12 protein-coding genes are annotated in these 15,184 nt (G+C 45.0%); 2 read left to right on the forward strand and 10 right to left on the reverse strand.

Annotation, left to right across the window (positions count from 1 at the left end; all coding sequences use genetic code 11):
* Nucleotides 1-34: 34 nt before the first annotated feature.
* Together EJO50_RS14340 and EJO50_RS14345 are read right to left on the reverse strand one after the other, a co-directional pair.
* Nucleotides 35-2,377 carry a bifunctional diguanylate cyclase/phosphodiesterase gene (locus EJO50_RS14340; protein WP_125975292.1) on the reverse strand — a complete coding sequence of 781 codons (2,343 nt, stop codon included), beginning with the start codon at nt 2,375-2,377 and terminating at the stop codon, nt 35-37.
* Between the two features lie 80 nt (nt 2,378-2,457).
* Nucleotides 2,458-2,700 carry a YkgJ family cysteine cluster protein gene (locus EJO50_RS14345; protein ID WP_233702101.1) on the reverse strand — a complete coding sequence of 81 codons (243 nt, stop codon included), beginning with the start codon at nt 2,698-2,700 and terminating at the stop codon, nt 2,458-2,460.
* 319 nt (nt 2,701-3,019) lie between these two features.
* On the opposite strand from EJO50_RS14345, the gene EJO50_RS14350 reads away from it, so the two are divergent.
* Nucleotides 3,020-3,298 (forward strand): peptidylprolyl isomerase, encoded by a 279-nt coding sequence (locus EJO50_RS14350; protein WP_046350621.1) that lies wholly within the window; start codon nt 3,020-3,022, stop codon nt 3,296-3,298.
* Nucleotides 3,299-3,401: 103 nt separating this feature from the next.
* Here the strand turns inward: EJO50_RS14350 and argS are convergent, their stop codons facing one another.
* Nucleotides 3,402-5,117 carry an arginine--tRNA ligase gene (argS, locus tag EJO50_RS14355; RefSeq protein ID WP_125975296.1) on the reverse strand — a complete coding sequence of 572 codons (1,716 nt, stop codon included), beginning with the start codon at nt 5,115-5,117 and terminating at the stop codon, nt 3,402-3,404.
* Nucleotides 5,118-5,558: 441 nt separating this feature from the next.
* On the opposite strand from argS, the gene EJO50_RS14360 reads away from it, so the two are divergent.
* Nucleotides 5,559-7,145, forward strand: coding sequence for a response regulator (locus EJO50_RS14360; protein ID WP_125975298.1), 1,587 nt, complete (start codon nt 5,559-5,561; stop codon nt 7,143-7,145).
* A 332-nt stretch (nt 7,146-7,477) separates the two neighbouring features.
* On the opposite strand, the gene EJO50_RS14365 is transcribed toward EJO50_RS14360, so the two are convergent.
* The 7 genes from EJO50_RS14365 to EJO50_RS14395 form a co-directional block, all read right to left on the reverse strand.
* Nucleotides 7,478-9,619 carry a CHASE domain-containing protein gene (locus tag EJO50_RS14365; protein ID WP_125975300.1) on the reverse strand — a complete coding sequence of 714 codons (2,142 nt, stop codon included), beginning with the start codon at nt 9,617-9,619 and terminating at the stop codon, nt 7,478-7,480.
* 66 nt (nt 9,620-9,685) lie between these two features.
* The gene (gene rsfS, locus EJO50_RS14370) at nt 9,686-10,057 is read right to left on the reverse strand and encodes a ribosome silencing factor (protein ID WP_373280534.1); all 372 of its coding nucleotides are present in this window, start codon (nt 10,055-10,057) and stop codon (nt 9,686-9,688) included.
* A 121-nt stretch (nt 10,058-10,178) separates the two neighbouring features.
* The gene (gene nadD, locus EJO50_RS14375) at nt 10,179-10,805 is read right to left on the reverse strand and encodes a nicotinate-nucleotide adenylyltransferase (RefSeq protein WP_125975304.1); all 627 of its coding nucleotides are present in this window, start codon (nt 10,803-10,805) and stop codon (nt 10,179-10,181) included.
* A complete protein-coding gene (locus EJO50_RS14380; protein WP_125975306.1) occupies nt 10,805-12,061 on the reverse strand; it encodes a glutamate-5-semialdehyde dehydrogenase in 1,257 nt (418 codons plus the stop codon). The genes nadD and EJO50_RS14380 overlap by 1 nt, the downstream gene beginning before the upstream one ends.
* Before the next feature lie 32 nt (nt 12,062-12,093).
* Complete coding sequence (locus EJO50_RS14385; RefSeq protein ID WP_125975308.1) at nt 12,094-12,870, reverse strand: trypsin-like serine peptidase; 777 nt, start codon at nt 12,868-12,870, stop codon at nt 12,094-12,096.
* Between the two features lie 133 nt (nt 12,871-13,003).
* The gene (locus EJO50_RS14390; RefSeq protein WP_125975310.1) at nt 13,004-13,747 is read right to left on the reverse strand and encodes a histone H1; all 744 of its coding nucleotides are present in this window, start codon (nt 13,745-13,747) and stop codon (nt 13,004-13,006) included.
* Between the two features lie 134 nt (nt 13,748-13,881).
* Nucleotides 13,882-15,180 carry an ATP-binding protein gene (locus EJO50_RS14395; RefSeq protein ID WP_125975312.1) on the reverse strand — a complete coding sequence of 433 codons (1,299 nt, stop codon included), beginning with the start codon at nt 15,178-15,180 and terminating at the stop codon, nt 13,882-13,884.
* Nucleotides 15,181-15,184: the final 4 nt, after the last annotated feature.

Raw genomic sequence — 15,184 nt, forward strand, 5'->3', positions numbered from 1 at the left:
TTTTTATTTAATTGCCACCTATTTAGCCATTTACTTAAGGAAGATTCTTTAGGTCTGTTTTTTTATGTGTAAATTTATATAGCCACATTGAGAGTTCCGCAATAGCCATCGGCCTTGAATAAAGATAACCCTGAATATAATCTCCTCCCAGCTCGGTAATGCAATGAGCTTGCTCGATAGTTTCTACGCCCTCGCAGATGACTTTCATATTCAAACCATGCGCCATTTCTATTACAGCCCTGATGAGTGTTTCTCCACCTTCACCAATTCTTTTTACAAAGGTTCTGTCTATTTTTAGCATATCTATTGGCAATGTATGTAAACGAGCCAAAGAAGAATAACCTGTGCCAAAATCATCAATATGAAATTTAATTCCTAATTCGCAGCACTGCTGCATAGGTATTATTAATTCAGCTTCGTTTTTAGCAAACAGGGATTCGGTTACTTCTAGATTCAGTAAGTGTGGTGGATAGTCTGTTTCTAGCAGGATGGCATGTAAATCATCAAAAAAACCATTTTCCAGTATTTCTTGTACGCTGATATTAACCGATAAATGCAAATCAGGATAAACAGCATATTCCATTTTTGTAACCATGCAGGCTTTTTTTAATACCCCCAAAGTATATCGCCGAATTAATCGTGAATTTTCTGCAATAGGGATAAAGCGATCCGGGCTAATAAGCCCGAGTTGTGGGTGAAACCAGCGACCTAGCACTTCCAGGGATTCAAGCTTCTTTCCATCTGCAGAGAGTATAGGTTGAAATGAGACGTCAATTAATTCATCATTTACACTTGATCGCAAATCATTTTCTATTTTCTCGTATTCGGCAAGTAAAAATTCCATTTGCTGATCGAAAATAACCACTCTGTCTCGGCCAGCCTGCTTGGCCTGGTACATCGCAATATCTGCTTTTTTTAATAAATTTTCAGGAAGCATATCCGGGCTAATATCTTCTTCTAAATAAACCAGACCAATACTGGCAGATACATGCAATAATTTATTACCAAATTCAACCGGTAAAGAAAGCTGTATGCGAATGCGTTCGGTGATTTGTTCTGCAAGTGTGATGTTTTGTGGATTTGTGAGCAGAATTGCAAATTCATCCCCCCCCAGTCGTACTGCACAGTCACTTTCACGGATGGTATCCATGATTCTTTTTGAAAGTACAATGAGTAATTGATCTCCGGCAGGGTGTCCATGCACATCATTAATCATTTTAAAGCCATCTAAATCAATTAATAATAGGCAAATGGATTTTACTGATTTTCTGCGTAATAAGCTTAGTGATAATTTTAATTGCTCATTTAAACGGTTGCGGTTGCCTAGCGAGGTGAGCGGATCATTTAATGCGTCTCTGATTAATTTATGATGTTGGTTTTCTATTTCATCAAGTAACTCATTAACAGAGAGCGCAAGAAAATCTATTTCATCAATACCTGAATGTGGCAGGCGTCCGTCCGAGAAATCTCCCAAACGAATTCTATGCAGTTTCTGGCTGTATAACGTAATACGTTTAATTACTAAATAACCCAGGCCAAGCATGACCAGAACTAAAGATATAGCCCACACGGAAATTAAATTAATGAGTAGCAGGATATATGCAAATTGTCCTTCTTTATATAAGGGGCGTGTGCTGTCTATGCTGATAGTAAATGGGATAGCATCTTTAGTTAACCGTGTTGCACTGTATCTTTGATGGTCAAATATGATGTTTTCTCCACTGCCGTTTGGCGGCAGGATTTTAAACGGGGTCCGGCTAAGTTCCTGCATATGAGCCAGCCTGCTGGCATTAATATGCCTGCCCATAATACTCATGCCTACTGGTGGGCCGCTGCCATTGCTTTTTATAATAGGTGCAAATGCCATAATAAAAGCTTGATTATTTATAAAGTATATTGCTGATCGTGATTTGTTAACCGCCATTTCTTTCTTGAGATTTAATTTTTTTAAAAGCGTGTTGGTTGCATTGCTGCCTGAGTTAATGATTGATTGCCCAGGGGGAAGACCGAGAAAATCACTAAGAATTGCGCTAAGCGCAACTTTTCCATCGGGGTGAATTAATAATATGAAATCATTTCCCATGTTGCTGATTGCTTCATATGTGTAATTCGAAGTAATATAATTTGTATTGCCATTGCCCATAAAAGTATAGGTATCATCCCAGACGGAATAATCATTCACAAATTTTTTATGGGTGATTAATTGCTCGTTGATCAATAAATTAGCGACATCTAAGTCGCTGCGAATGCTTCTTTTTTCAAATTGCGTAAATTTTTCAGAGAGTATCTGGTAGGAAAAATACGAGCCAAAGCCAACGGCCACTAATAGCGAGATGCCGAGAAGGCGTAAGACTTTGATTTTTAGTTTGCTAATCAAAAGGAAAATCCTCGTACAGGGCCTATGTCAGCATAGTTCCTGGGTGTGGATTTTGCTGTGAGTTACCACTGTTTATCTATCTAAACAAGAACTTGGCGGGTTTCTTTGAAAAATTGATAAATCTGTTGTTCTATCGCCTTATCAATCATCATTTCTGGCTGTTTGCCATGAGGGCAGGCAAGGGCTGGGGTTGTGCCAAACAGTCTGCAAATTAACGGGCGTTCTAAATAGACTGTGCAACCTTTATCGGCGAGGTGCGGGCAGCTTAGGTTTTCTAGTGCATGGGTTTGTTCTGCCACACTTTTACGCGGCAGGCGGGCCATTTCTTCGCTGGATGTCGTGACAGGGCCGCAGCAATCGTGGCAATCGGGCAGGCATTCGAATGAGGGAATTTTTTGGCGGAAAAAAACGGATTTTTTGGCTATTCATCGGGGTGCCACGGTGTATTGAGGGGAAGGGCAAGCTATTTTATGACACTTGGTTTTTTATCTTGTAAAAGCCTTGTTATGATAACTTTTTGCGATGTTTCTTTATGTTTTTACTTGAAATTGACCATAAAGGCATCATATCTGCCTCTAACCTACGCGCTTAGCGCTTTTTTATGATGCCTGAAGTGGCGTCATCTTTTTTGGAGTTTTAGATATGGTACAAGCGACAGCAAGCCACCTTTTAGTTAGCAGCGAAGCCAAATGCGAAGAATTAAAACAAGAAATTCTGGCCGGTGCTGATTTTGCTGCCGTCGCTAAAAAGCACTCAAGCTGCCCTTCATCTGCTCAAGGCGGTGATCTGGGCTCGTTTGGTCCAGGCATGATGGTGCCAGAATTTGATAAAGTGGTTTTCAGTGCGCCATTGAACGAAGTGCAAGGCCCGGTAAAAACACAATTTGGCTATCACCTTTTGATTGTAAATAGCCGCGGTTGATTTTACTGTTTTGAATATAAAAAAAGCGCAACTCATTTGAGTTGTGCTTTTTTTTTGCACGGAAGGATTCTCTTTCCTGCGTCCTGATGATGTGCCGCAAATTTTACATCTCTTGCAGTACTTCAATCCCCAGTAAATCCAGACCCGTCTGCATGGTTTTTGCTGCGGCCTGGCAAAGGGCTAAGCGGCTGCTGCGGATCTCACCCTCGGCTTTAAGTACCGGGCAGGCGTCGTAAAAGCGTGAGAAGCGGGTGGCAAGGGTGTACAGATAGCTGCATAAAACATGCGGGCAGGTGTCGCTTGCGGCTTGTTGCAAGATATCTGGGAATTGCACCAGGGTAAGCGCAAGTGCGTGCTCGGCTGGCTCGATTAAATCGATTTTGGCGTTGGCATCAACTGTTCCAGCCTGACGGAAGATGCTGGCGATACGGGTGTAAGCATATTGCAGATACGGCGCGGTATTGCCTTCAAAGCTCAGCATGCTGTTCCAATCGAATACATAATCACTGGTGCGATGCTTGGATAGATCAGAGTATTTCACTGCCGCAATGCCGACCGCATGGGCGATATGCTTACGAGTGGCTTCGTCCATCGTCGGATTTTTGCTGCTCACCAGATCAAAAGCACGGCTTTCTGCTTCGGTGAGTAAATCCACCAGCTTGATCAGCTCGCCACTGCGGGTTTTAAACGGCTTGCCGTCGTCGCCCATCATGGTGCCGAAGGCGACGTGTTCCAAATGCGTGTCGGCCGGTACAAAGCCTGCTTTGCGGGCCACGGTAAACAGCTGCTGAAAATGCAGGCCCTGACGGGCATCAACCACATACAGAATGCGGCTGGCACCCAGCACGCCGGTGCGATAGCGCGCGGTGGCTAAGTCAGAGGTGGAGTAAAGAAAACCACCGCCTTGTTTTTGTACAATAAAGGCTGCCGCATCGCCGTCTTTATTACGGAATTCATCCAGGAATACGACTTGTGCACCCTGACTCTCGACGAGTAAGCCTTGGGCACGTAGATCATTGATCACCACTGGCAAATCGTCGTTATACGAGGATTCACCTTTTACATCTGCACGGGTCAGCAACAGGCCTAGTTTTTGGTAAACATCTTCGCAATGCTGCATGGAAATATTCAGGAAGCGTTGCCATAGTTCGCGCACCTGAGCGTCGCCCGATTGTAGTTTTACTACATATTCACGGGACAAATCGGCAAAGGCAGGATCGGCATCAAAGCGTACTTTGGCAGCGCGGTAAAAGCTTTCCAGATCACCCAGCGCTAGTTCGTTATCCTGGTTTTCATTTTCCAGCATATAGGCAGTCAGCATGCCAAATTGCGTGCCCCAATCGCCAACGTGATTCTGGCGAATCACTTTATGGCCCAGATAGCTGTAAATACGTGTCAGCGAATCGCCAATAATGCTGGAGCGCAAATGGCCTACGTGCATTTCTTTGGCTAAATTGGGTGAGGAATAATCGATCACCACGGTTTCTGTTTGGGCGGCGCCCGTGCCCAGCCGGGCATCGGCCTGCTGGCTGCTTAGGGTTTGCGCCAGAAATTCATTACTAAGCGTGATATTAATAAAGCCGGGGCCTGCAATTTCCAGCTTATCAGCAATGCCTGCCAGATCAACACAGGCCAGCACTTGCTCCGCCAGGGCGCGTGGGTTGGTCTTTAGGGCCTTTGCAGCACCCATAATTCCATTAGCCTGGTAGTCACCAAATTCTGGTTTGGAGGCCACTTGAATATTAGGAGAGGCATCGGGAGCGCCAACCTGGGCCAGTGCAGCAGCAAAGCGGGAAGTGAGTAATTGGTAAACAGCCATGATAGAGACTCGGTATGAATTTAGCCTCTATTGTAATCGTAATCTAAAAGTTGGCGGACGTAGATGTCATGATTGCCACGATTTGATTTATTAAAATTTGTGACTGCTGGTGCGTGACTGGCGTTTTATTTCTTGTAAAAGATTTTATTGGGCGGCTTCGGTTTATTGCTTTTCGGTATTTTCGCGCACGCAGTAACCCGGTATCTGCAGGAAAAATACTTGGGAATGATGATTTAATCCGCCGTTTTTCAGGTGAATCGTCGTTTTGTCATTATCTGCTGATTCAGTGAAATGTATGTTTATTGAAATAATGGATTATGGTGATGATCAAGGCTTGGCAATGCTTGTTAAGGGCTCTATTCTTAAATTGAACAATAAGTTAGACCGGTTTGAGTTTGTGGTGTCGTCGCGTATGCAGTTGTTTGAACTCTGGGAAAAGAAATGGCACTGGATAATGATGAAGACTGGATGCTCGAAGATGATGAGCAAGACTCATTGCCTGCTGGTTCGTTTGGCCGGCAGTCGTGGAAGCTGCTTATTGTGGATGATGAGCCCGATGTGCATCGCGCTACTCTTTTGGCTTTAAAAAACATAGTATTTAAAGGGCGCAGCCTGGAGATACTACATGCCTATTCAGGACAGGAGGGCTTTGATGCTTTTTCTGCGCATCCAGATATTGCTTTGGCAATATTGGATGTGGTGATGGAAACCGATGATGCCGGCCTACGTTTAGTACGGCGTATTCGGGGTGAATTGGGCAATCAGCTAGTAAGGATTGTTTTACGTACAGGCCAGCCCGGGCACGCGCCGGAACAACAGGTTGTACTTGAGTACGATATCAATGATTACAAAACCAAGACTGAACTGGTTGCTAATAAAGTCTTCACAACAGTTATTGCTTCATTGCGCAGTTTTGAAAGCTTGCATGCTTTAGAAAAAAGCAGCCAGGGCTTAGCTAAAATATTAGAAGGCGCAGCTAATCTTTATCAATTACAGTCTTTAAAAGAGTTCGCCTCTGGAGTATTAAAACAGGTGGGGGCTATTTTAAATTTGGGCGAATACGGCATGCTTTGCGCCCAGTCCAGAAATAATCAGCAAAATTTTGAAGTGCTTGCTGCCACTGGCCCGTTTACACCGCTTTTAGATGGAAATGGCTTGCCGGAAGACAGCCGTTTATTACTTGCTATGAATACCGCATTAAAAAATAAATGCAGTCAATCAGATTACCCCTATGAAGTTTTATATATTGCAGGCCGAAATAGTTATGATTTTGTTGTGCATTTCTCGCCTCCCTGGCCTTTGGAAGTTGTAGATAGAAATTTACTGGACATCTTCTGTGAGCGTATTTCTGCTGCAATGGATAATATTTATCTGTATCAGCAATTGCGTCGCTCTCAGGAAGCCACCGTGATGGCATTGGCTGATTTAGGTGAGTTTCGAGACCAGACTACTGGTGATCATGTGCAGCGAGTACAAAGGCTAACCGACGCTATTGTCGGCAGATTAAAGATTAAAAATGCTTTTCCAGAACAAATGGATAATGCATTCATAGAAATGGTGGGTATGGCCAGTATTTTGCACGATGTAGGTAAGGTGGGCACACCGGATCATATTTTATTTAAGCCTGGCAGGCTGACAGAGGAAGAGCGGGCAATTATGAACCAGCACTCCCCAATGGGCGCTGGGATTTTGGCCAGAACCGTTGCTCTGGTTGAGGGGACAACCTATTTGTCGCTGGGTGCTGAAATAGCAGGCGGGCATCATGAGCACTTTGATGGTAACGGTTACCCCTTAGGGATTAAAGGGGATGAGATTCCGCTTTCGGCCCGGATTGTGGCCTTGGTTGATGTGTTCGATGCGTTGCTGCATAAGCGGCCTTATAAAGAGCCATGGACCTTGGACGAGACGATGGCCTACGTAAGAGAGCGCTCTGGCACTCAGTTTGATCCGCAGATTGTGGCAGCTTTGGATGATGTTGTGGCTGATGGCTTACTGCCTTTGGATTTATTGCAAGATCCCAGTGAGTAGCTGCCCTCTTTATTTTACCCCCGGTATATGTAAGAAGCCTTGGGGGGCGGTTTTTTTATATGAGATTATCTGTTTTTGGGTGCTTATATTGTCCGGTGCGATGGCTGCATCAATCAGGGGATCCTTTATGTATTCTACCAGCTTAAATTGCTGTAAATATGGCTTGATGCTTTGTCTTTAAAGTGTAAATGCCCACGAATCCGGTTATAAAATATTTCAAATATATTCGGTGATTTTTTATTCCTTGGCATATGCTTTCTTGCTTTTATAATGATAAATGAGTAAATTTAAAAATTATTCTATCTATATGCTGTTATAGCTATTATCCGGTTTTAAATTTGTCTGATAATTAAAGCAAACCCGATAAGGGTACCTGTGCTATTTTTTAAATGGATGATTGATTCTTGAATAAGCAAAGATTGCTTATGGGTATTGAGCAATACTGTTCTTGATGGGGTGTTTTTTTCTATTGAATCTAAAGCCATTGAAAAAAGTGGAATCAATGGATTCTGGTCTTTTGGAGAAATAACCTGATAAATATGATTGATGTGCTTTCCTATACTGGTTGCTGTGCGGCAATTGAGCAATTGAATGGCGGATGGATTAATGAATTCAACATCACCATTTAATGCAGTAGTAATGACGCCATCAGCCATTGAGTTTAATATTGAGGCAATTCTTTGCTGTTCCAGCTGAATAGCCTGTTCATTGTTTTTGCTAGCAGTAATGTCATAACCAATTCCACGGTAACCCTGCAGCTCTCCTTGCTCGTCAAAAAAAGGTTGTCCGGAAACACGGACAATCATGTTGCTGGCTCCCACTTTTAAGGTGTAAATAAAATCACGAAAGCTTCGGAGGGTCTTTAGCAATGATTGGTGAGCACGCCATTCTTCTGCGGACAGGCAACCATCGCTTAACTCCCAGCGCTGATGACCAATGACTGATGTTTGATTCAGAGAGTATAAATTAAAGAATCCGGTTGATACTTGAGTAAATCGGAAATTTTTATCCTGCTCCCAATACCAGTCTGCAGCCAGTTCTAGCAATGCCGAGAAACGTTCCCGGCTTTTTTGTAACTCGATCATGAGTTCTTTGTGCTGGGTAATATTGTGCACAAACATGGCCGATCCAGAATGGACAGCTTCCTGGTTGTAAAGTGGGAAAAGTGTTAACTCCAGAAAATGCAATTCACCATCCGTATGTCTGTGCTGGCATTCTTGCCGGATTGGTATTTCATTAATTGCCAATTCTGCAGAAAGTAAAAGTGGCTTGTTTTTCCCCAGCAAAACAGGTGTGCTTTCTGAAAAATAAATACGGGCAGCACGGTTTGCATAAATAATTTTGCCGTTTAAATCCCGGCTGATGATTAAATCATGAGCGTCTTCAGTAAGCTGGGCAACTTGTTGGTAATGTTGTTTATTTTTGCGTAAATCCTGAGTGATTTGTTCTGCCAGATCGAGTGCTGATGCACGGTTGTTACGTTGCCTTTGCAGGAGAACTGCAATAAATATGGACAGTGTAAAACCAAGGATCCAGATAAAGTAATCTAAAGCATTGTACCTTGGAAAAATACTTGCAGGGGCAAATAGACTTAGTTTCCATTGCCTGCCGGGAAATTGAATTAAAGCATTTGCATTCAGTTCATTATTGCGGTTGGAAAGGGATTTTGTTTTATAAATAATTTTACTTTTTTCTGTCTTATTTAAACCGGATGTCGTTCCGGTGTCTTGCAGCTGAAGGCGAATATTTTTTTCTACATCATTTCCAAGCCATGCAATCATTTTATCAATTGTAAATGTCGCACCCAATGAGCCAATAAATGCTGAACGCCTTTCTTTTTGATTATTGAGCGGTTTGTTGGGAGAGTAAATGGGGAAGCGAATGGCAAAGCCAAGCGAGGCATTCTTATATCCCTGCAAGGCATAGGCCGGTGATGCTACGCCACGGCCCTGATCTCTGGCATATTCTATTGCAATTAAATTGGCTGTTTGATGGCTGATTTCAAAACCTTCAGGCTCGTGCAATACAGCATGCTCTGGAAAAATAAAATCGATGATTTGGTAAACAGCACGCGGGGAGGAGAGGCTGATATTAAAAGCAGGGTTATCAAGTTTGCGGTGATGAATATAGACATCTATATCGGATGAGGCAATTTCCCGTATAAACTGTACAGAGATAAAGTCAGGGAAACGTCCTTGAATATTCTGCTGTTTTAAAATGGTGGAGAACGTTTTTTTATTTAGGTTAGTGTTTGCAATAAAGGCGTTTTGTATTCCTCGCAGAATATTAATTTCTGCATCTAATTTGGATTCAATTCGCTCTGCATAAATGAGGGCAAGATGATTGAGCTGAGTTTGTGCATGGTTCTGATGCTGGAAATTGAGCCAGACCTGTACACAAGCGGTGAGCACTACCCCTGCAAGGAACGTTCGCAGTGCCACAGGATAGCGGCGCAAGAGCGATAAAACAATCATTTAAGCGGCTCCATTGCCAAGGGGAAGGGCCCTTAAAACAGGGCCCCAAGGCTGAAAATATCCTTTTTATACAGCGCTCCAAGGCTTGCCGAGCGGACTGAATGTAGGTTTCTGGCCTCCCCAGAGTTGTTCCAGATCGTAGTAATCACGTACCGGAGGTAACATCACGTGAACAATCAGGGAGCCTGCATCAACCAGTACCCATTCACCTGACTCGTGGCCTTCGGTACTCATGATCTCAAAGCCCTTTGCTTTCAGATCAACGGCTACATTATTAGCCAGTGCGCGAACTTGGCGGTTTGAGTCGCCAGTACAAACAATCATGCAATCAAACAGATCGGTTAGCTCTGTGGTGTCCATATCAACAATGTCTTTGCCCTTGATGTCTTCCAGTGCCGTGATCGCAAGTGCGCGCATTGCTTGAGTGTATTCGTTCATTGCCATTATTATGTGCTTCCAAAGTAAAAAGTGGCTATTGCCAAGATACCGCAATAGCAGTGTTGTTTTGCCTTGCTGATAAACAGCGGGGCGAGACGGCATTTCAAAGTATAAAAACACATTAAGTGTTTTTATAGTAAAGGCCCGATTGTTGCAGTATCGCGGCAATCGGGCTTAGATCGCTTACATCTTCGCCGCGCGCAAGCTTCTCACGAATCAAAGTGGATGACGCGGACATTAGTGGCAGAGGCAAAACGCTGATTTTACCCTGAGCCAGGGCCTGTGGCGAAGCTTCTACCTGGCGTTTGGCAAATTCCCCTGCGATTTCTACCGGAAGCTTGTTAAAACCGGGGCGATTGGCAACGACTAGATGCCCTATTTCCAGCAGCTCTTGCCATCGGTACCAGCTTGGCAGATGAGCGAATGAATCGCCTCCTATCAGCCAGACCAACAGGCTATGCGGTTGCTCTTGTTGTAATTCTGTCAGGGTGTCAAAAGTAAAGCTAACTTTCCCTTTTTTTACTTCCCTGTCATCAGTAACCAGGTTTTTCTTGCCTATTAAAGAAAGCTTTAGCCATTCCAGACGCTGCGTAGCGCTTACATCTGGTGCCCGGTGTGGTGGTACGCCCGTTGGAATAAGCCGGACTTCGCCCAAAGCAAAGGTATCTTGCAAGGTATGAGCTAAGGCTAAATGCCCAAAGTGCACCGGGTTAAAAGTGCCGCCATAAATGCCCAGCGTCTGCTGCATCAGCTACGAATTTCGCCGTTGCCGAAAACAATCCATTTTTCGCTGGTTAAGCCATTAAGTCCAACCGGACCACGCGCATGAATTTTATCGGTAGATATGCCAATTTCTGCCCCCAAGCCATATTCAAAGCCATCCGCAAAGCGGGTGGAGGCATTAATCATTACACTGGATGAATCAACTTCACGCAAGAATTGCCGTGATTTAGTGTAATTTTCGGTAACAATCGCATCGGTATGATGGCTACCCCAGGTATTGATGTGCTCAATGGCTTCGTCTAAATTACTGACGATTTTAATGGCTAGAATAGGCGCGAGATATTCGGTGGCCCAGTCCTCAACCGTCGCCTCATTAATTTGTGGCAATACGGCCAGCGTTTTGGCGCAGCCACGCAGCTCAACGCCTTTAGCTGCATAGATTTCGGCCAGTGGCGGCAAAATCAGTTCGGCAACGGTTTCATGTACCAGCAGTGTTTCCATGGTATTGCAAGTGCCATAACGATGTGTTTTGGCATTGTCGCTGATGGCAATTGCCTTTACCGGGTCGGCTTCCTCATCGATATACACATGGCAAATGCCGTCTAAATGCTTAATAACAGGCACGCGGGCATCTGCAGCAATACGGGCAATCAGGCCCTTACCACCGCGCGGCACGATCACATCAACAAATTCGCTCATAGTGATCAGCTCGCCTACGGCGGCGCGATCGGGTGTTTCAATAATTTGTACGGCAGTGCCTGGTAAACCTGCGACTTTCAGGCCTTCGCTTACACAGAGAGCGATGGCTTGATTGCAATGAAAGGCTTCACGGCCACCGCGCAAAATAGTGGCATTGCCCGATTTAATACAGAGACCGGCAGCATCAGCGGTCACATTTGGGCGGGCCTCGTAAATAATGCCAATTACACCCAAAGGCACGCGCATTTTGCCCAGCTGGATACCGGATGGGCGAAATTTGAAATCGCCCATCTCGCCAACCGGGTCGGGCAGGCTGGCAATCTGACGCAGGCCATCGGCCATACTTTCAATTGTCTTAGCCGTAATCAGCAGTCGATCCAGCATGGCGGGCTCTAAACCATCTTGCTTGGCTTGCTCCATATCGCGATTATTAGCAGCGAGCAAAGCATTCGCATCGCGCAGCAGTGCATCGGCAATTGCATTTAATGCCTGATTCTTAATCTGCGTATCCGCTTTTGCCATATGGCGGCTGGCTGCACGGGCCTCGCGGCCCACTTGCTGCATATAAGCTTTGATATCCATTTCTCTACCTTTTTGCCTTTGAGTCGTAATTATCAGGGTTTAGGCGGTAGTTGCAAGACTGTTACACCGACGTTATCGGCTTTTTTACGATTAAACCAGTCAGGAGCCGAGCTTTGAACTGCAATAATCTGTGGGCCAGCGCTGGTATTAAGCCAAATGGGAGATCCTGAATCACCGGATAATGTGTCGCAGCGATGATAAATTGTATTGTTTGGGCGTAAGCGAGTGATCTTACAATCTGTGTGTGTAGTTAACTCGGTGTCGTGATCTTCAGCAAAGCCGGCTTGGTTTGCCAAGGACTTGCTGGCTGTGATAATGGCTTTTAATTCTGCTTTACTGCCCTTAAATAAAGGCAGGGGGGGAGGTGCTTTTCCATCGATTAATTTTAATTTTAGCCAGGCAATATCATAGGCGGCGGCAGAGTCCTGGATATAAACATCCTCGCCTTTATAAACCAGGCCTTTTTTAAAGCGAGGATGAAACGATTGTGATAGGACCTGATAGCGAGCCTGATATTCGCTCTTATGAAAGCCTGTTTTAAACCAGCGGCCTGCATCTAGCTTTTTTGCTTCCATTAAAAAACAATGAGCAGCGGTAATGGCTAAATCAGGTGCAACTAAGGTGGCCGTACAGGTGCTGGCTGCTATTGTTTCCAGTTGGCCAATGGCGGCAAAAGGCGCAGCGTAGGGGGCTTCAACAAAAACACGGTTATCAGCACCAAAGAATAGGGCTTTTTTTTCTGTATTGTTTAGTGCAAAAGCATGATTAGCTAAGCCAAGCGCCAGGGCTATCAGGAGGATATGTTTCATTAATTTTTTTTCTAAAAAGAGAGAAGGTTGATTTGGATAGGAAATAAAATGATCTGTTCCCTATCGAAATCAATCTTTTGCAGAAAAACAAAAACGGGGACCTAGGTCCCCGTTTTTGGTACAGCAAGTACTATTACTTAGCAGCAGAAGCGGCAGAAGCAGCAACTTTTTTAGCTTGAGCTTTTTGAACGGTAGAAGCAGCAGAAGCAGCCATTTTCTTAGCTTGAGCTTTCTGAACGGTAGAAGCAGCAGAAGCAGCCATTTTCTTCGCTTGAGCTTTTTGAACGGTAGAAGCGGCAGAAGCAGCCATTTTCTTAGCTTGAGCTTTCTGAACGGTAGAAGCAGCAGAAGCAGCCATTTTCTTAGCTTGAGCTTTTTGAACGGTAGAAGCGGCAGAAGCAGCCATTTTCTTAGCTTGAGCTTTTTGTACTGTAGAAGCGGCAGAAGCAGCCATTTTCTTAGCTTGAGCTTTTTGTACTGTAGAAGCGGCAGAAGCAGCGGCTTTCTTCGCTTGAGCTTTTTGAACGGTAGAAGCGGCAGAAGCAGCCATTTTCTTAGCTTGAGCTTTTTGAACGGTAGAAGCGGCAGAAGCAGCCATTTTCTTAGCTTGAGCTTTTTGTACTGTAGAAGCAGCAGAAGCAGCGGCTTTCTTCGCTTGAGCTTTTTGTACTGTAGAAGCAGCAGAAGCAGCTACTTTCTTGGCTTGAGCTTTTTGAACGGTTGAAGCAGCAGATGCTGGAGCTACTTTAGCTTTCTTAGCGTGCTTTTCTACTTTAACTGTTTTAACGGTAGACGCTGTAGAAGCGGCAGCGTCAGCAGCGAATGAAGTAGCTGAAGCGAAAACTGTAGCGAGCAATACGGCAAGAAGCTTGTTCATTTGTTTAGTCCTTAGAGGAAGTATGTGATTGGCGTTGCTATGAAACAGATTATCAACACTTCTTCTTTAAAACTCGATAAGCCCTTGGTAGCAGTCTGTAACACTATGTACGTGTCTTACGGCGAGGTGCCGTTTTACGGTGTGTTTCTGAGCGGAGATGGCCAGCATAGTGTGACTCGTGCCCCACCAGAAGGTGAGTCGCTAATGACGGTGGCACCGTTATGTCCACGCATAATCATGGACACAATGGCTAGCCCCAGACCAAAACCGCCAGTCTGGCGGTTGCGGCTGACTTCCAGCCGCTCGAACGGCTGCAGGAGGCGTTGCCGCTCGGATTCCGGGATTCCCTGACCATTGTCATCTACATGTAGTTTGGCTAAACCATTAACCCATTCGATGGTGAGTACGATGCTTGTTCCGCCGTAGCGCTTTGCATTGCTCATTAAATTAGCAAGTGCCCGGGTGAGGTAGTGATTATCTGCTTCTAGAAAAGGTGTTTTCCCGGGTAACAGATTAATCAGCTCGGGCGTCATCTTGTTCTGGCTGCTGAATTCACTGATCTGGCGCTTAAGCCATGGCAGAATTTCAATGGGCTGGGTTTCAAGCTTGAGCTGGGGTTTATCCAGTGTCGACATGGTCAGCCACTCTTCAATCAATTCGTCGATCTGCCCTAAATCACGTTCGATCGCTACGATTTGCTGGCCACTTTCTGCCCCGCCTTTGATGGCTTCCAGCCGGTAGCGCAGTCTTGCCAGCGGAGTGCGTAAATCATGCGATACCGCATCAATCAGGGCTTTACGGCTAGCGGTGAGTTCTTCCACATCGTGAGCCATCCGGTTAAAGGTGACTCCCAGCGAATTAAGTGTGGAGCTTTCATTTAAGGTGACACGGGTGGTGAAGTCACCTTCTCCCAGTTGACGGCTTTTGTTGGCCATGTGCTGCAGATCGCGCCAGAGTGGACGTAGCCATAGCCATGTTGGTAAGGCGAGGGCGGCGCACATCAGAAGCAGGGCGACTAGATCGGCCCAGGCAAAGCTATCCAGGCGTTGTAAATAGGGCACAGGACCGAGAACAACCATCAGGCCAGTACCGGGAATGCGGTGCAGATAGACATCCTGGTTCTGTAAAAAAATAATATCGCCATTTACCAGTGATTGTTGATTACTGGGGCTGAGCGTGTAGGTGTTGAGTGTTTCAATTTCTACGGGCAGCGGTAGCTTGTTTTTGAGGCGTTTTACTTCATCATGCCAGATGGACGGGGGTAAATCTCCGAGGGTGGATTCAATCACGCTGATTGTTGTTTGGAAAATATCGGAGAGATAGTGCTCATTACTGCTTTCGAGCACATTGGTGTAAATCTCATCAATAACGAGGGACGAGGCTAAAAAGCAAACCACCACCGTGAGATAAAAACGTAAAAAGAGTTGGCGCATATTT

Origin of the sequence: Iodobacter ciconiae (assembly GCF_003952345.1) — a bacterium.
Classification (GTDB): domain Bacteria; phylum Pseudomonadota; class Gammaproteobacteria; order Burkholderiales; family Chitinibacteraceae; genus Iodobacter; species Iodobacter ciconiae.